This is a genomic window from Ruegeria sp. AM2, assembly GCF_056540685.1.
On record NZ_JBQFXE010000018.1, the window covers coordinates 1 to 15,322 of the forward strand.

A 15,322-nucleotide genomic window follows, 5' to 3' on the forward strand; every position below is an offset into this window, starting at 1 on the left:
TGCCAGTCGTTCAGATCTCGACTTTCAAGATGGAAGACCAACAAAAAGCTACAGTGCTTCTTCAAGAGGTAACAGCAGCCATGCACCGCGTGACCGGTATACCGCTGGACAAGATCAGCGTCTTCCTCACTGAGGTCGAGCCCACCCGTTGGGCAGATGCCGGAGTGGTAGGTTCGCATCCCGATTTCCCAACTCTGAGTCGTAGGAAGGCCTATGAGGAGGACGGAAAGTGAACAAATTCGCCTTTTTTGATGTCGACGACACCTTGATCTCGGTGAAAAGCATGTTCGATTTCTACCAGTTCTGGACTGTGGATTGGCGGGGCGATCCTGCGAGCCTGCGGGAGTTCGAGACTGATTTTGCCCGAATGCGTAGCATTGACGCGACGCGCGAAGTTCTTAACCGGGAGTACTATCGTTACTTTGCCGCCATTCGACCAGAAGAGCTTGGCGAAGCAGCGACCGCCTGGGCATCTGCTTGGCTCGCCGTCCCGGAACGTTTCTTTATGGTAGAGTCTGTGGCAGAACTCCGAAATCTCAAGGCACAAGGCGTCGAACCGGTTTTTGTATCTGGATCATTTAGAGCCTTGCTTAATCCAATTGCAAATCACCTTGGTGTTGACTGGATTCTCGCGACCAAAATGGAATTGGGAGCAAACGGTTGCTTTACAGGCGAAATCGGAACGCCCCAGACAATTGGAATGGGCAAAGCAAAAGCAATCCGAACTTTTCTCAACGAACAAGGTGTTGACCCAGCAGACTGCAAGGCATTTGGCGATGACATATCAGACTTGCCAATGCTAAATTCCGTTGGCACTCCGGTTGTTGTCGGATCGAACGCAGAACTTGTTGCGCATGCTGCTACCAATCAATGGCGAATACTTCAGGCTTCGCCTGCCCAATATGTAGTCTAACCGTGCAATCGGACGGTCGAGGGATGGTCCAAACCATTTCCTTCCGGGGCATTGAATGGAAGCAGACATTGGCGCAGCTGCAGCGAAATGGTGCTTTGTCCGCGTCATTTCAGTTCGATCATGGCGCAACGAAGGTCAGGTCTGGTGCCGTTTCAGTGTTCTGTAGACGGTCGGCCGAGATACAGAAAACACTTCGGCCAGATCGCTGATGGAATATTCCCCGGTTCCATGCATGCGGCAGAGTTCTTTCTGCTGCTTGTCACTTAGCTTTGGTTGTTTCCCGCGCAATTTTCCCTTTGCTCGGGCGATGGCCATGCCTTCACGGGTCCGCATCCGGATCAGGTCGGCCTCGAACTCTGCGAAAGTGGCGAGGATGTTGAAGAACATCTTTCCCATTGGATCGGTTGGATCATAGACGGATGCACCGAGGGCCAGCTTGACGCCTTTGTCTTGAAGCTGATCCGCGATGGCACGGGCATCGGGGACAGATCGGGCCAACCGGTCAAGCTTTGGAACAACAAGAGTGTCACCTTCCCGCACAGCGGCGATGGCTTGATCCAACCCTGGCCGCGCCCGGTTCGTGCCGGTCAGCCCATGGTCTGTGTAGATGCGATCTGGGGCGACCCCCAAATCTTCGAGCGTCTGTTTCTGCGCTTTCAGGTCTTGGCTGTCGGTGGAGCAGCGGGCGTATCCGATAAGTGTAGCGTTCATGGTCGAACTGTACGAATAAGGCCCCTTCAGTGCAATTTATATCGTACCATTTATATGAGACACGCTTTGAGCCAGTTTTGTTGAAGGGTTGCCACGGCGAGAAATTGTCCGCTGATCGATCCCCTTACGGACACCAGATTGAAAGGCCGCTCTCAGCTCGACCCGGTCGGAACAAGCCTGACTGGTCAGTCTCAATCAAAGATGACATGCTGCAAGGAACAAATTGGAGTAGAGAATGATTGAACGGCTCGACTATGTGTCAATCAACGGTCCCGCCATCGCGAGCATGGCGAAAGCAAAGAAAGATATGCCGTCTATAGACGGCAAGCTAAGGGCAATCATTGAGCTTCGAATATCACAGATCAACGGCTGCGCATATTGTGTCGACTTGCATACCAGTGAGGCGCGGCGAGCTGGTGAGACACAGCAACGACTTGATTGCCTGACAGTTTGGCGGGAAGTGACGTTCTTTGACGACGCTGAGAAAGCGGCGCTCGCTTGGGCGGAGGCGGTTACAAAGGTGGCGGAGAATGGAGCGCCGAAAGCTCTCTACGATGCGCTATCAGACCATTTCTCTGAACAACAAATTGTCGATCTGACGCTTATTATTGCCCAGATGAATGCTTGGAACCGTTTGGCAATCAGCTTTGGGCATTTACCAGAGCCAAGAACAGAGTGAATGTCGGCATTGTCCCGCACATCAGACCTAAATTAGTCACCATTTTCAGTCGGTCGTTTTTGCCGCCCTGCTCCACCCCACGACAAATCAAACGCATAACCCGGTCAAAAACCCCCGGCGAAATAGAATGGGTTTTGGCAGGTTTTTGGCCTGGAATTCAGGTAAGCCGTCATCATCTTCTAGCGACCAAGGTAGTCAATCACTCGCCACCTGCCAGCCAAGAGCGATCCGGAGGCACTGTATCAAAGACTTGAGCGTTCTTGGGAAAGATGAACCAGGGTTGTGCGCTTCGTGCAAAAACATGGTGGGTAGGTTGCAGCCAGCTCGTATCATCAAGCGTGCCAGGCTTCAGGCTCAGATGATTGGGTGCCTTGCTGGCATGATGGTGAATGCGTGTACCGCATTCAGGACAAAATGAGTTTGTGAAAACCTGCCCGCTTTCCGCTGTCCTCTGGAAGGACTTCAGTTTCCCGTCCGAGATCGTAAAATCTTCTAAATGAACACGCATGGCCAAGCCAAAAGCACTACCGGATTGCGTTTGGCAAATTGTGCAATGGCAGGCATAGATCACAACTGGATCACCTGATATCACATATCGAACCGCGCCACATTCGCAACCGCCTTCGTGGTGTTTATGCATTCATTTCTCTCCTGGAATTCGGGCCAATAGGGTTTGGGAAATAAGTGCCCCAGCTCAGTTCGACGGTATGGCGCGATAACCTTTGACCACCATTCCAACCCCGACCTCGAACAAGCCAAGCCCACTCAGAACCTCGACATTCAGCCAACGGGATGTTGCCTTGCGTACCGCGTGCATCGCCAGAAACGCGTAACCAAGAATGGACGCCGCATCGAGGACCAGAAAAATAACCCCGTAGACTACGCTCTGAAGCAGGATGTTGTGATCGGGCGAGATAAAGCTCGGGAACAGCGCCACGAAGAACACGATGGCCTTCGGGTTGGTCACACAAGCAAAGAAACCGGCCCAGAAGGTGACGCGGTGGTTGGTGGCCGCTGGCGCTTTGACTGGATGGCGAGAGACCCTGAAGGACTGGATGCTCATGTAGATGATGAAGGCACCGCCCGCAATTTGCAGGAATGGCAGAACTGTTTCAGAGATCGCGATCAGGGTTGCCAGCCCCCAGACCGCGACGCTGATGTGAACCACGGTTCCCAAAGCATCGCCAGCCACAGTGATCGCAGCCGCCTTTGTCCCATGGCGCACAGCCTGAGCCGAGGCGAACGCCACAGATGGCCCCGGCACAGCGACGAATAGCAGTGTCGTGGTTACAAATGCGGCAAACAGAAACGGGTCCATATCATCCCTTTCAAAAAACGATCGGCTTCAAAGGAGTACAGGCTTCACGCTATTCGGCGTGCGCTAGGTGCGCAAGGTGGGCCTTTACAGCCTGACCTTCGATGGTAGGGTGCTTTTGCCCATCCATGTGCGGCTAGGGTTCCGCTGATCTATCAGGTCTGGACCGAGCGCCGTTATGAGCCCGTGCACGGGCGGACACCTTAAAGACGAGAAAGCTAGGGGGGATGGACGGGCGTGCTTACGCACGTCTGCTTGAAACTTGTCTTTGAGGTAAAATACATGTCCATCCTTGGCTTCGCGCTCGTCCTGACAGCCGCATTCTGTCACGCAACCTGGAACTTCTTCGTCAAACGCATCAATGCCGGTCCGGAACTTGTCTGGCTTTTCTCAGCTCTGTCGGTGGTGATCTACCTGCCGCTGGCCGTCTGGATCGGGGCGGGCATCCCGTTATTTGACGCCACGCAAATGCTCTTCATCGCGGGCAGCGCGGCCCTGCATCTGGGCTATTTCCTGCTGTTGCAGATCGGCTATCGCAAGGGCGACCTGTCGTTGGTCTATCCAACCGCGCGCGCCACTGGGCCGTTGCTATCCACCTGTTTTGCGCTGCTGTTTCTGGGTGAGCAGATCACGCCGCAGATTGCCACAGGCGGAGCCGTCATCATCTTCGGCGTTCTGATGCTGACAGGCGGGTTTCGCCGATCTGGGGGCAGTGCCTTGCTGTCACTCGGTTTCGGGTTGATGGCCGGACTGTTCATCGGAAGCTACACCGCATGGGATGCCTATGCAGTCTCAGCGCTGATGATCCCGCCGCTGCTGCTGGATTACGTGTCCAGCGTGGGCAGAACGGTTCTGCTAGCGCCGCTTGCCTTGCGCCGTCGCGCATTAGTCTGGGCCATATGGCAACAGCACAAGTTGGGCGTGCTGGTCATCGCGGTATTTAATCCACTTGCCTATATTCTGGTCCTCATAGCGCTGACCTTCACCCCGGTCGTCTTCGTCGCTCCGATCCGCGAGCTGAGCGTTCTGCTGACGGTATTGATGGGAAGCCTGTTGCTTGGCGAAGGCCAGTTGAAACACCGCCTGACCTGGGCAAGCGTCATTCTGGCTGGTGTCGTGGTTCTTGCTTTGGCTGGGCAATAATCACGGCTGATTTTAGCGACTATCTGTGCGATCTGGACAAAACCCTACGTTTCTGACCAGATCGCTGCATGATTATCGGATACGCGCGCGTCAGCACGGAAGACCAGAATCTTGACGTACAGACGGACGCCTTGACGGCGGCCGGGGCCGAGAGGTTGTTCTCTGACAAGATCAGCGGATCAAAACGAGAGCGGCCTGAACTGAACAAGATGCTGGACCAGCTCCGCGATGGTGATGTTGTGATTGTCACCAAGTACGACCGCCTGGCGCGATCCCTGAAAGACCTGCTGGAGATTGTTGAGACGATCCGTGAGCATGGTGCCGGCTTTCGATCCCTGGCCGAGGATATTGACACGACGACGCCGGCCGGCCGGCTCGTCTTCCATGTTTTCGCATCCATCGCCCAGTTTGAGCGGGAGCGGATTTCCGAGCGCACGAGGGAGGGGCTTGCATCAGCTCGTAAACGTGGCCGGATCGGGGGTAGGCCCCCTGCCCTGACAACAGCGCAGAAAGACGAAGTACGCCGGATGCGTGATGACGAACAACGCGCCGTCGCGGAGATCGCGAGACTGTTCAAGGTCAGCGAACGGACAGTGCGTCGGGTGTAATCGAGGTTTTATCTGTCACGTCGCTATTCCAGTTCAGGGAACAAGTGACTCATCCCGCCCATGCGGCCGGTGGTTCCAGCGTGACGACTTGGGAATAGATGTGACAGCCTATAGCCGTGTGCCGCACCTGGTTTCCCGTCCTTCCGTTCATAGCTTTCAACCGTAATCAGACCGTTGATGTTCAGAATCCCAAGTGCTCGCTTGATCCGGCCGAGGTGAACGCCAGCGTAGGCATTGATCTGATCATAGGTAATCCGGGTCACGTTCGCAGATGCGTCCCGCCTGGCTGCAAGCGTGAGGTAAATTTTCAGGGCATCCAGCTCTGCGGCCTTACGAAGATGGAAATCTTCAAACATCGGGATTGCGCCATCACGATCATAGAGGGGCTTCGCAGGTAGTGCCGCCCAGACATGGCCTTCACCGTAATTGGTGAGCCGGTAGGTGCTACGTCCGTCTGGTTCCCGGACTACCAGGTTCCGAGCCGCCAATACATCGAGAGCATCTGAAACCTTGGTCCGGCTTATGCCGGTGGCTGTGGTCAACTCGTCATAGGTGGTGCGGGCCAAGCCTTCATTGAGATCGGCGCGATGCGCAACCGCGATCAAAACCATGAGTGCAGCAGTTTCAGATGCACCAACACCAGCACGCCATTTGAATGCAGCCAATCCACCATCTTCTAGCCAGGCGGAAGGGAGCTTCACCCATTTCCGCATATTCATTCGCTGCGTTCCTTTGTGATGGCACGCAGGACCACATGGAGGGCCAGACCCGCGACTCCTACAGCCGCAAGGCCGAGGAGCAACGCAAGGATAGTTGGCGGCGCATCGAGGAGCGAGGAGAGGAGGTTTTCAGACGGCATATCGGAGATCCTTTTGGAAATTTTCGGTCGATCATGCCGAAAAAATGCGCTGTTGGACCAATCATATCTAGATACACTTCAAGTAACTACGGGCAGATTTCTATATGTATACCCTTATTTATCAGTATATTACATCTACCCTATATGATCTTTGTAAGACCCCATTTCAGTCCATGAAGTACATCTCATGGACTGAAATGACTGAATCTGTGATGTCCTAGCCCGGTTTTCGCTACCTCACTTGATGGAGAAAGTCTGCTCACGCAGCGTAGAAATTATCCTCATCGAGCGGGCATTCATCCCGCAACATGACAGCGCCCCGCTTCACCGAGTTATCTTCTGTCCCAAATACTTCCACCGAGTGGCGACAGCGGGTGCAGGTGATGACCAGCCCTGGCACTGTCCCGTAGTCGCCGTCCAAATCCTCTTCTGAAATGTCGATGGGTACACGCATGACCTGGCTTTCTGTTACGACGATTCACGCCGAGAAAACTGGATGACCGATCCCCCTGCAAGAGAGTTGGTTTCGCGCGAAGCATCGGATTTCAAGGTCAGAGACACCACATCACCGGTCTTCTTGCTAAACCAGCCAGACGGAAGATTGACCAGGTTCTCGATGTCACCGGGGTGCATGGTGAACTCGACGGACAACAAATCTTCTTTGGTACGCGTGCCGGAATCTACGATCAGGCACAAAGCATCACGCAGCACACGCGGCTTTGGCACCGCCCATTCCTTGTCCATTGGTTCCTGCCGGTTCCAGCCTTTGGCGGAATAGGTTTTATAGAGCTGCGTTGCGTGGTCCTGAGGGATGATTTCCAGATCGACGAGTCGCTTGATTTGGGCCTTTACAGATACCCGCCAGCGTTCTTTCAATGACAGCAACCCGGCCAGTGAATAATTTGGAACCTCGGAGACATAGGTGGTCTGAGGCATCAAAAATGCGCTGGCGAACCGGAAAGCCTGGCGCTCGATCTCCTTCAGATCGTCGCGCAACGCTTCGGTGCTGACGTTCCTATGCAAAACAGCATGGCCCAGTTCATGCGCCGCATCCATCTGGCGACGGGGCAAATTCATCTTGTCTGAAGACAGCAATATGTGAGGCCGGTCTTCCGATTTCGACCAACTGCATACTCCGTCCAGCTTTGAGGTGCCCATTTCGATAGAGCCGACAACACAACCGATCTTTTCCAGCACGGCAACAACATTGGTGCAGGGGCCTTCCCCCAACTGCCAATGGGCACGCAGCTCACCCGCGATGTCTTCAATATCCTCATCCCGGAGCTGGCTGTAGCTGGCTCCGTCCAAAACGTCAGGGATATCGAGTTCCGGAAAATCCACATAGTGCTGCAAGACATCGCTGATCTCATGCAACCAGTTCACCTGGGATGCCTGATATTCGCGGTCGCGTTTCAGTGTGCTGACCAGCTTGCGGTAAAACATCGGGCGCGGGCTATCGAATACAGGGCGCAAAAAGAACTCGCGCCGAACGCGCAAAGCCTTAGCAAGCTCTGCCAGGGCATCCGCTTCGGGGGCTTGTTTGCCGGTTTCCCAACGCGATACCGAGCTGGGGCTTACGCCCAACATGCGGGCCAATTCTTTCATACTTTGAACGCGCCGAGCTGCGCGGGCCTCAACGAGGCGTTCCGGCACGAAGCCGGGTGTTCCCACACGCATTGTTCCCTCCTGTCAGTGCCGGTGGCACCCTTTACGCCGTGCCGCCCTCTTCGTCATCCGCAGATGGCGCTTCTGGAGGCACAAAGGTCTTTATTGTGCGTTTCAGGCGGACAGCACCGCTGGCAGGCGACGCAGGAGGTGTGGGAAGCGGCGAGCTGAGTTCCGACACATCCCCGTCATCCGCGAGGTACTGGTCGATCCGTTCGTAAAACAGGTACTGTTCATAATCGGAATCAATGACGCCAATGGCCAATTCTTTGATCTTGCCCGCCTGTTCGGGGTCACGGGCAAAAAGAAACAGAATGCAAATATCTCCGACTTTCGGAGCAGTCCCGTCAAAGTCGAAATGCGGCGAGAGACGATAGTTCAGGGTCACACCAGCTTTCCGAGACTTGTTCTTCACCGGCAGCTTGCTGGGTTCCGGCATTGCGGCAAGGCCAAGGATAAAGCCCTGCCCTTCATGTTCGAAACGCATGAACGGCTGAAACACTTTGAAGTCCGTACCAGGAATGATGCCGCCATCAAGCAGCGCGCCACCATGAAGCTCACAGACTTCCTGAAACCCCTTCTCCATCATGTGAAAGCGCGACAGACCTTCCAGCGCCCGCGCGCGTCGGGGATCAAGGCCAGAATGATCCTGGATCATCCGATGCGCCTTCAGGGCCTCACCGCGCAGGCGGTCTTCAAGGTCAATGATAAGGCCGCGATAGATAGCGACGGGAAAGCGGGTTTTCACAAAATCCCCCATAACTGCTCCGATTCTTCGGGGTTGCGTTTTTAGGGATTTATGAGTTCAGAATTGCGTTATGTCAATGAAAGCCATTCACCAAGCCGCAGAAACCGAGCAGTTGTGGCCCCGCCGCTACGCTCAAGATTGTGGCCAAGGCAGCGACAGATACAGCTCGTGCATCATGGCAAACCGCTCATCAAACGGCGGCAGATCATCCAGTTCGAGGGCAAGCGTGTTCCAATCAACCTCAGCCCGCCGCCGAATCTCAGGATCATCCATAGATTCCAGCGTAGCCTCTATACCGCGCGCCTGGCACTTCTCGATCAGCGTTTCCAGGATGCTGCGGCGATCTTCATCGGTCAACTCGTTGGTTTCGATCAGGTAGGCGATGTCATAGACATCCTGGCGACGGTTTCTGTTGCGGATCGGTTGTTGTAACAGCGCGCGTAGCTTTTCAGCGATGATCTCGTGTAATGTGAATGCCCGAACCGCGACCCCCGGCCCGGTCAAGTTCAGCTCTTGGAAGGCATACACCTGATCCCGGAAGCTGATCTCGATATCCAACACCCGTATGGCGCGCCCGGCTTCCAAGCGTTTTTCTTCGCCTGTTCCGCGCTCGGCCGAACCGATCCGGATGAGCAAAGCCGGGAAATCGAACTCTTCGAAGTTCAGCGGCTTGGGCATTTTCTTGACGGTTTGCACTCGGCAAAGAAGGTTCAGATACCCAAGGCGGATTGCGGTTTGGGGCAAGATGGCGTTCAGATCATCTGCGATCTGATCCGCAAACCCGGCTGGTTCCACGATTGAGGTGAAATCCACATCGGCCGTGACCCGGTTGCTTTTGAAGGCAAGGGCCATCACAGCCCCACCCTTCAGGACTAGGTTTGTGTTCAGGTTGGGGGCCAACCCGATGGCCGCAAGAACAATCTCCGTAACCTGCCTATCGCGATACTGAGCTGGATTAGAGCGCGCAGCCTCCACCCAGGCCCGCACATCCACATCTACAATGTCGTATTCGGCCTCATCGGCCATGTGTTCTGCATCAGACATTCAGTGAAATCATCCATCGTTCTGAAAATTCGGGGAGATAGTCCGCTTCAGGGTCCAACTTCCGTGATCCCCCTCTTTGCGCAAAGGCTTCCCAACGCGCAATAGCGGGATCATCAAGCTCCAGCACTTCCGAGAGGATATATCCTGCCCGGACCTTGGCAATTTTGCTGTTTAACTGATCCACGGCCGCCACGATTTCTGGCAACCATTGATCCGCGTCACGTTCCCAGACATCGAGGACATGGCGCATCCCGCCGCACAATCCCGGCTCTGTAATCATATCTGCAAAGGTTTGGCCGATAGACGTGATCCGGGTTTCCTCGCCACCGAGAGGCACAGGCGTCCAGGGGTGGCTTGAGATATGCATAATGACCGGTCGCCGCCGAATTGTATCCTTAAAGCCTGGCCGATAGAGCACCGGCTTATCTATGTCTTCGATCTCGGGCAGATCATCGCGCACACGGTTATTTCGGAGTTGGTTCCAAAGATCACGACGCGGCGTGGTCACATGCAGAGCTTTGGGACTTCGTTCTGTCAGGCTGTATTTCTGCATCGCTGACAAATGTGAGACATAGGCAAATGGATCAGCAATACACACGACCTCTTCCGCCGACCCCGCACGAGTGGCTTGCGTGACACGCCAGACACCCGACCTGAAATCGGAATCAGGGACTAGTGCTCTGCGTTCTTCCATGCGCTTGATAGCGTTATTCGCACGGGTTTGATCCCACCCTTGCGGCATACGTTTGAGAGGTTCTCCGTCCCATTCACGTTTCTGGAAAAGCGAATGCCCCAGAACGAAGAAATCGTAATATGTGATGATCGGCAGATCGCGCTTCAGGAGCGCTTGTTCCACCCCGTCTGTGAACTTCATACGTGTGCCATCTGTATATGTCCTTAGGACATATACAGATGGCACACAGAGTAGTCAAGGATTCGATTGGTCGAAAGGATTCAACTGGTTTGACATACGGATCGGATATCTCTATGTCCTAAGGACATAGAGATATCCGATCCAGAGCTAAACTTTCACATAGTCTCGCTTTTGCTTGGCATCCGTCAATGTCTCTAAGGCACTCTCGGCCTCAACCTGGCTACGAAATAAATCCATACGAACCTGACCACTTCGACCGATCCGGCCCCATTCTCGGCGAAGCGTCCATTCCCCAAATAGATTGGGCAGAACTGACATGCGATAGTAGCGCGCAATGTTCTGGGATGGATCGTGTCTTTCGAGGTGAGCTTTCATGTTTCAGCTCCAGCGGATGGATAACTGTTATCTGTTATCTTCTGCGCCCATCAATTTCTTCAGCATCTGGAATCTCGATGCCGCCAGATCGGAGGCAGGCATAAAGCAGTTCTTTCTTGGAGAGACCGCGTTTCAGCGCCTCCTGGTCAAAAGCGTCCTTGATCGGTTTCGGGACATTCGTGAACGAAAACTGGACACGAGGCGCATCTTTCAATGCAGCGGATTTGGCCTTGCTCACACTCGGCAATGGTGCCGCCAACTCACGCACTTTGGTCGTGGCCTCATCACTATCGAAATCGTCTTCGAGGTTTACGCTGACTTTTGCCATGCGTCGCTCCTGTAATAGCTGATAAGTCCCCTACCCTGCATGTCCGCCAACACCGATTGCGCGGACCTTTTGGCCGATCCTTGCGGTCCAGCTCCTGTAGAGGTCATTTCTTTGAACCCGGTTCGGTGCGCGCACATCGCGCGAAGACGAGGTATTTCTTGCGCATCGAGTGCATCGGTAATGGCCTGCGTAATATTTGTGTTGGTATCAACATCCATCATCACCACGAACGAGGCGATCTCCTTCTCCATGGTTTCGGCAACGCTCTGAACGTGGGAGTATGTGCGCTTTGCGCCCTTTGCGTCAGCTTCGTTGGCCTTGGATGGGATCAAGATCAGATTTGCCGCTGCAATAGCGTGCATAGCCATTGCCGACTTGAAACCGGCCGTGTCGATGAAAATAGCGTCGTAAGGCTGTTCAGATTTCTTAAGTGCCTTAACCGTGGGAATGAGCCGTTCGTCGTTTTCTTCATACAGCCAGTCTAGAGCCGTCTGATCCTTTTTGGCCCAGGATTCCAGATGGCGCTGCGGATCGGTGTCAATCACAGCAACCTTGGCTCCATCTTCAACCATCAGACTGGCGATTGCGGTGAGCAGCGTGGTTTTTCCAGCTCCACCCTTTTCCTGCACAACGCTGATTACCTGTGTCATGTTCTGCCCTCTTTTTGATAACTGATAACAGGTATTTGATAACAGTCAACAGGTAACAAATATCTGTTATCTACTAGGTGTTCTCATCTTTGTATTGCCCGCGCTATGCAACTCGCCAGCCCAAGCGGGTTTTCTACCCCCATAGAATGACCGGCATTGGGAACAGAGAAGGTTTCAATACCCTGTTTTGGTAGGACATCAAAATCAGGGTGCGGAAGAGACCGTTCTCCGAATATGAAACTCTTTCTAGCTGGGTGCTGATACAAGAGTTCACGCCAATTTTGCGTACCTCCTTCTACCAAAGACGATGCACCATAATATACCGCTCGTGGGAGACTGAAACGCATCGTCGTCGCCCAGTCATGATTGCCCGAGCGCATCGCTGTTTGAAGCGTTTCGGCATGTAAGCGGGTGGTGTACACCTCTTCGCCAGCCAGCGCGATATCTGTGCTGAATTTTCCGCCCCCATTGTCAAGATTGGCTTCCGAAAGGACAAGGTTTTTGATTTGATCGCCAAGAATGGTCGCTGCTTCTATTGCTACCGTCCCACCCATACTGTGGCCATAGAGATTAAACTGCCCAAGATTCATCTTGGTTGCGAATTCGGCAATAATTTCAGCATGATCGCTAACGCTATAGCCGAAATCCAATGGTTGATCGCTGTACCCGAAGCCAAGCATGTCGATTAGGATTATACGGTGCTCTGCGAGCGGGTTAGAACGGGCGAGTTCCGGATATTCAAATGATGCAGAACAACCCAAGCCATGCAGCATCAACAGCGGAAGCCCATTCCCGTCAAACTCCATAAAGCGGAGAGATGCGGAATGCTCGTTAATTCTAAGGGATTTCACCTTAAGTTCCTTCTTTTGAAGCGCATCAGACAATTAGATAACTATTATCAGTTATGGGGCGCGACCTTTTCGCTCAAACCACTTTCGACAAAATCCAAGAAAAGCACCGTCGGGATGACGCGGCGGTTCGCTCATCCACATCCGCCACTCTTGCTCCAAAAAGTGAACATCCCATGTCGGAGCGGCTTCTCTTGCTTTCTCGTAAGTTTCAGGGGAAAGCCGCACTGAAATTTCCGGGCTGGTGTCCGCAGAATCTTGATATATGTCAAGGAATTCAGGCTTGGGTGATACTTCCAATACATCATGAAGCAGCCTGAAGCGGTAATCCGGCATATGCCCTTGTTCCTCATCCGCTTTGCAGATCGCTTTGACGAGGCGTTTGAACTCTTTGGTGGTCGATGTTGATCCGGTCTTATGCTGTAGCTTGTCGAGACCAATCCGCCAGACATCCTGCTTGCCGCAGTGTTTGCGGGCCAGCTCATACAATCGGCGTTCCAGAGGTTTCCGGAGCTGAAAATACGCTTTGTGAAGAGTCAGAACATTCTTGTTCTCAATGGCCTTTACGAGCCAATCCCCCATCTCCAGCTCTACGCTCAGCAACCGCCCTGTGGAATCTTCTTTGACGATCCGCGCATCGGTAATGAACGAGATGGACCGCCATTCTCCGACACCATGGTCATGGATATTGGTTTCGATCTGGGTGAACTGGAGGCGGGTGAGGGCACGGCGCAGTGTGGCATAGGCCTGGCCGGTCGTGTGGCGATTGGTGGCTTTCAGAAGGTCATGCGCTGAAATCTGAACACGGCGACCAATTTCCTGACCTTCATTCTTAGCAGCCATGAGTTGGCTCAACACGTAGATCAGAATATCCCGATCAAAGACGTTTGCACGGCCTTCTTCAGCCGCTGGCGTGATCTTCACCTTCACGTTGCCTTGCTGGTATTCAAACGCAGCCATGTCTTTCTTGACCGACAACGAGAACAACGGATGCTCCATGGAAGCTCGGTCACTCTTCGGTGTCGCATCCAGAATATCGCACACGAAGAGGTCTGGCTCCGTATGCCTCTGAGGTAGCAAAGCTGTTCGTTTTCTAGGCCGCGCCATTATTCGATAGTCTACCCACCGTTATTCGACACTCTGCCCACCAGTGCGCCAAGTTCTTCGATACTCTACACACCTTTATTCGATAGTCTACCCACCATTCTTCGATACTCTACACACCAGCTGTCTAAAACAGGCCAATTTTCGCTTACAAAAACAGTTACTTAGAAATCTACCGATTCTCGTAACACTATATCTAACACATATATAACACCCACTGGCTTGCAGATGGCCTGTGGATAACTCACTGCGCTACCCTCAATCCTGATAATGGACGCAGGCGGGATTCCCCTCTGTTGTACGGACCCACTCCCCCCCAAAGACAGCGCATGTGGTGCCGTTGACTGCTGAGAAACGCGGAAGCGTCACCGTCAGCGCAACAATGAGAGCGATAGCGCCCAGAGCAAACCAGGGCAGACGGTTTTTCCAGCGGTCCACCTGTCTTTCCCGGTCCCGGATGTCATTGAGGATGTCCCATTTGTCCTGTTCAGCCTTTTTCAGAACCTCTTCGGTATGACTGCTTTGTTTGCTCAACACGTTGGCAACCCGGATCATGTGATTGAGCGGATCAGTGATTTTCCCCGCAACAGCCTGACCCACCAGATTGCCGTATTGTTCCGGATCGGTCTGGTTCTGTGCCGCGAAAGCTGCCTGTCGTGCTTCTGTGGCCGTTTTGACCAGGCGATCCATGGTGCCGGTCTGGGCATCTACACGATCCGACACGCTGGCCAGCACCGTGCCGACCATATCAAGGGTTTCGCGCAGCTCCTCGTCAGAGAGCGGAGCAGGGGAGGGGGACTGGTCTGACATGCTCGTGTTTCTTTCCCGTTATTGGTTTTTCGGCTGAAGATCCGATGTCAGCTATGTTCAGCGGCCATCATTCCTTTGAACTGGGAAGTCACCTCGTCCGACAATCCAGCGGCTGCAAAAACGGCCGCCGTGAAACTTGCCGGAGCGGTGCCTGGTGCAGTGATCACTCGATCCGCTGAAACCGCCGATGCGCTTGCCTGATAGAAGGCTTCACCCTGATAACCTGATGCGTGTTTCTTGAGAAAACCCCCATCATTGGAGGTGTGGGAGGTGCTGTCCAGTAGACCCGCTCGCGCCAAAGCGAGTGTGCCGCCGCAGATGCCGCCTATGCTGGTACCGCTGCCGTGCAGGGATTTGAGAATATTACTGACATCCGGCGCATTGTCAGTTTCCCAGATCATACCACCGACAACCACCAAGACTGTCGGTTGCCAAGCCATCAATGCCTCGAAATCCTGTGAAACCCTTGCTGTCAGCCCGCCCTGAGATTGCAGCTCACCAGATTCGGGTGCGAAATACTGAACGTCGAGGCCATAAAACGGGCCACCAGTCCCGCCAATCAATGCGTATTCCCAATCTGCGAAACCTTCCGTCAGCATCACGGCTACTTTTGTCATAGGTATTCTCCTTCAATCAAACTTAATGCGA

21 protein-coding genes are annotated in these 15,322 nt (G+C 53.8%); 5 read left to right on the plus strand and 16 right to left on the minus strand.

What is annotated here, in order from left to right; all coding sequences use genetic code 11:
• A partial coding sequence (locus ACR0CR_RS19785; protein ID WP_480602571.1) for a tautomerase family protein occupies positions 1–233 on the plus strand: 233 nt, incomplete at its 5' end.
• Entirely contained in the window at positions 230–913 is a 684-nt protein-coding gene (locus ACR0CR_RS19790) for an HAD family hydrolase (protein ID WP_480482915.1), read from the plus strand. The genes ACR0CR_RS19785 and ACR0CR_RS19790, both read left to right, overlap by 4 nt.
• 135 nt (positions 914–1,048) lie before the next feature.
• Here ACR0CR_RS19790 and ACR0CR_RS19795 read toward each other — a convergent pair whose 3' ends face one another.
• A complete protein-coding gene (locus ACR0CR_RS19795) occupies positions 1,049–1,624 on the minus strand; it encodes a recombinase family protein (RefSeq protein ID WP_480482913.1) in 576 nt (191 codons plus the stop codon).
• Between the two features lie 235 nt (positions 1,625–1,859).
• Here ACR0CR_RS19795 and ACR0CR_RS19800 point away from each other — a divergent pair, with 235 nt between their 5' ends.
• Complete coding sequence (locus ACR0CR_RS19800; RefSeq protein WP_480482911.1) at positions 1,860–2,303, plus strand: carboxymuconolactone decarboxylase family protein; 444 nt, start codon at positions 1,860–1,862, stop codon at positions 2,301–2,303.
• 199 nt (positions 2,304–2,502) lie between these two features.
• Here the strand turns inward: ACR0CR_RS19800 and ACR0CR_RS19805 are convergent, their stop codons facing one another.
• The gene (locus tag ACR0CR_RS19805) at positions 2,503–2,943 is read right to left on the minus strand and encodes a GFA family protein (RefSeq protein WP_480482909.1); all 441 of its coding nucleotides are present in this window, start codon (positions 2,941–2,943) and stop codon (positions 2,503–2,505) included.
• 54 nt (positions 2,944–2,997) lie between these two features.
• Positions 2,998–3,621 carry a LysE family translocator gene (locus tag ACR0CR_RS19810; RefSeq protein ID WP_480482908.1) on the minus strand — a complete coding sequence of 208 codons (624 nt, stop codon included), beginning with the start codon at positions 3,619–3,621 and terminating at the stop codon, positions 2,998–3,000.
• Positions 3,622–3,900: 279 nt separating this feature from the next.
• On the opposite strand from ACR0CR_RS19810, the gene ACR0CR_RS19815 reads away from it, so the two are divergent.
• On the plus strand, positions 3,901–4,761 hold the full coding sequence (locus tag ACR0CR_RS19815; protein WP_480498623.1) for an EamA family transporter: 861 nt from the start codon (positions 3,901–3,903) through the stop codon (positions 4,759–4,761).
• A gap of 68 nt (positions 4,762–4,829) precedes the next feature.
• Positions 4,830–5,369: a recombinase family protein gene (locus ACR0CR_RS19820; RefSeq protein WP_480482906.1), complete on the plus strand. Its 540-nt coding sequence runs from the start codon at positions 4,830–4,832 to the stop codon at positions 5,367–5,369.
• 23 nt (positions 5,370–5,392) lie between these two features.
• Here the strand turns inward: ACR0CR_RS19820 and ACR0CR_RS19825 are convergent, their stop codons facing one another.
• The 13 genes from ACR0CR_RS19825 to ACR0CR_RS19885 form a co-directional block, all read right to left on the minus strand.
• Positions 5,393–6,088, minus strand: coding sequence for a hypothetical protein (locus ACR0CR_RS19825; RefSeq protein ID WP_480482971.1), 696 nt, complete (start codon positions 6,086–6,088; stop codon positions 5,393–5,395).
• A 399-nt stretch (positions 6,089–6,487) separates the two neighbouring features.
• On the minus strand, positions 6,488–6,682 hold the full coding sequence (locus ACR0CR_RS19830; RefSeq protein ID WP_480482902.1) for a hypothetical protein: 195 nt from the start codon (positions 6,680–6,682) through the stop codon (positions 6,488–6,490).
• A 14-nt stretch (positions 6,683–6,696) separates the two neighbouring features.
• Positions 6,697–7,905, minus strand: coding sequence for an XRE family transcriptional regulator (locus ACR0CR_RS19835; protein WP_480482969.1), 1,209 nt, complete (start codon positions 7,903–7,905; stop codon positions 6,697–6,699).
• A gap of 31 nt (positions 7,906–7,936) precedes the next feature.
• Entirely contained in the window at positions 7,937–8,653 is a 717-nt protein-coding gene (locus tag ACR0CR_RS19840) for a hypothetical protein (RefSeq protein WP_480602573.1), read from the minus strand.
• Between the two features lie 120 nt (positions 8,654–8,773).
• The gene (locus ACR0CR_RS19845; protein WP_480482898.1) at positions 8,774–9,685 is read right to left on the minus strand and encodes a nucleotidyl transferase AbiEii/AbiGii toxin family protein; all 912 of its coding nucleotides are present in this window, start codon (positions 9,683–9,685) and stop codon (positions 8,774–8,776) included.
• On the minus strand, positions 9,678–10,559 hold the full coding sequence (locus tag ACR0CR_RS19850) for a type IV toxin-antitoxin system AbiEi family antitoxin domain-containing protein (protein WP_480498622.1): 882 nt from the start codon (positions 10,557–10,559) through the stop codon (positions 9,678–9,680). Before ACR0CR_RS19850 ends, ACR0CR_RS19845 begins: the two co-directional genes overlap by 8 nt.
• Before the next feature lie 147 nt (positions 10,560–10,706).
• A complete protein-coding gene (locus tag ACR0CR_RS19855) occupies positions 10,707–10,934 on the minus strand; it encodes a WGR domain-containing protein (RefSeq protein ID WP_480482961.1) in 228 nt (75 codons plus the stop codon).
• A gap of 34 nt (positions 10,935–10,968) precedes the next feature.
• On the minus strand, positions 10,969–11,262 hold the full coding sequence (locus ACR0CR_RS19860; RefSeq protein ID WP_480482892.1) for a hypothetical protein: 294 nt from the start codon (positions 11,260–11,262) through the stop codon (positions 10,969–10,971).
• Positions 11,244–11,912: an AAA family ATPase gene (locus ACR0CR_RS19865; RefSeq protein WP_480482959.1), complete on the minus strand. Its 669-nt coding sequence runs from the start codon at positions 11,910–11,912 to the stop codon at positions 11,244–11,246. Before ACR0CR_RS19865 ends, ACR0CR_RS19860 begins: the two co-directional genes overlap by 19 nt.
• Positions 11,913–11,995: 83 nt before the next feature.
• Positions 11,996–12,796 (minus strand): alpha/beta fold hydrolase, encoded by an 801-nt coding sequence (locus ACR0CR_RS19870; protein ID WP_480482957.1) that lies wholly within the window; start codon positions 12,794–12,796, stop codon positions 11,996–11,998.
• 18 nt (positions 12,797–12,814) lie between these two features.
• Positions 12,815–13,804 carry a replication initiator protein A gene (locus ACR0CR_RS19875; RefSeq protein WP_480482886.1) on the minus strand — a complete coding sequence of 330 codons (990 nt, stop codon included), beginning with the start codon at positions 13,802–13,804 and terminating at the stop codon, positions 12,815–12,817.
• Positions 13,805–14,122: 318 nt separating this feature from the next.
• Positions 14,123–14,674 carry a hypothetical protein gene (locus tag ACR0CR_RS19880; RefSeq protein WP_480482955.1) on the minus strand — a complete coding sequence of 184 codons (552 nt, stop codon included), beginning with the start codon at positions 14,672–14,674 and terminating at the stop codon, positions 14,123–14,125.
• A gap of 47 nt (positions 14,675–14,721) precedes the next feature.
• Positions 14,722–15,291 (minus strand): DJ-1/PfpI family protein, encoded by a 570-nt coding sequence (locus ACR0CR_RS19885; RefSeq protein WP_480482953.1) that lies wholly within the window; start codon positions 15,289–15,291, stop codon positions 14,722–14,724.
• Positions 15,292–15,322 lie beyond the last annotated feature (31 nt).

Excerpts from the sequence above, each read along its gene's own strand:
- ACR0CR_RS19795 (WP_480482913.1), bottom strand. The coding sequence starts at position 1,624 with ATGAACGCTACACTTATCGGATACGCCCGCTGCTCCACCGACAGCCAA.
- ACR0CR_RS19800 (WP_480482911.1), top strand. The coding sequence starts at position 1,860 with ATGATTGAACGGCTCGACTATGTGTCAATCAACGGTCCCGCCATCGCG.
- ACR0CR_RS19805 (WP_480482909.1), bottom strand. The coding sequence starts at position 2,943 with ATGCATAAACACCACGAAGGCGGTTGCGAATGTGGCGCGGTTCGATAT.
- ACR0CR_RS19810 (WP_480482908.1), bottom strand. The coding sequence starts at position 3,621 with ATGGACCCGTTTCTGTTTGCCGCATTTGTAACCACGACACTGCTATTC.
- ACR0CR_RS19815 (WP_480498623.1), top strand. The coding sequence starts at position 3,901 with ATGTCCATCCTTGGCTTCGCGCTCGTCCTGACAGCCGCATTCTGTCAC.
- ACR0CR_RS19820 (WP_480482906.1), top strand. The coding sequence starts at position 4,830 with ATGATTATCGGATACGCGCGCGTCAGCACGGAAGACCAGAATCTTGAC.
- ACR0CR_RS19825 (WP_480482971.1), bottom strand. The coding sequence starts at position 6,088 with ATGAATATGCGGAAATGGGTGAAGCTCCCTTCCGCCTGGCTAGAAGAT.
- ACR0CR_RS19830 (WP_480482902.1), bottom strand. The coding sequence starts at position 6,682 with ATGCGTGTACCCATCGACATTTCAGAAGAGGATTTGGACGGCGACTAC.
- ACR0CR_RS19835 (WP_480482969.1), bottom strand. The coding sequence starts at position 7,905 with ATGCGTGTGGGAACACCCGGCTTCGTGCCGGAACGCCTCGTTGAGGCC.
- ACR0CR_RS19840 (WP_480602573.1), bottom strand. The coding sequence starts at position 8,653 with ATGGGGGATTTTGTGAAAACCCGCTTTCCCGTCGCTATCTATCGCGGC.
- ACR0CR_RS19845 (WP_480482898.1), bottom strand. The coding sequence starts at position 9,685 with ATGTCTGATGCAGAACACATGGCCGATGAGGCCGAATACGACATTGTA.
- ACR0CR_RS19850 (WP_480498622.1), bottom strand. The coding sequence starts at position 10,559 with ATGAAGTTCACAGACGGGGTGGAACAAGCGCTCCTGAAGCGCGATCTG.
- ACR0CR_RS19855 (WP_480482961.1), bottom strand. The coding sequence starts at position 10,934 with ATGAAAGCTCACCTCGAAAGACACGATCCATCCCAGAACATTGCGCGC.
- ACR0CR_RS19860 (WP_480482892.1), bottom strand. The coding sequence starts at position 11,262 with ATGGCAAAAGTCAGCGTAAACCTCGAAGACGATTTCGATAGTGATGAG.
- ACR0CR_RS19865 (WP_480482959.1), bottom strand. The coding sequence starts at position 11,912 with ATGACACAGGTAATCAGCGTTGTGCAGGAAAAGGGTGGAGCTGGAAAA.
- ACR0CR_RS19880 (WP_480482955.1), bottom strand. The coding sequence starts at position 14,674 with ATGTCAGACCAGTCCCCCTCCCCTGCTCCGCTCTCTGACGAGGAGCTG.
- ACR0CR_RS19885 (WP_480482953.1), bottom strand. The coding sequence starts at position 15,291 with ATGACAAAAGTAGCCGTGATGCTGACGGAAGGTTTCGCAGATTGGGAA.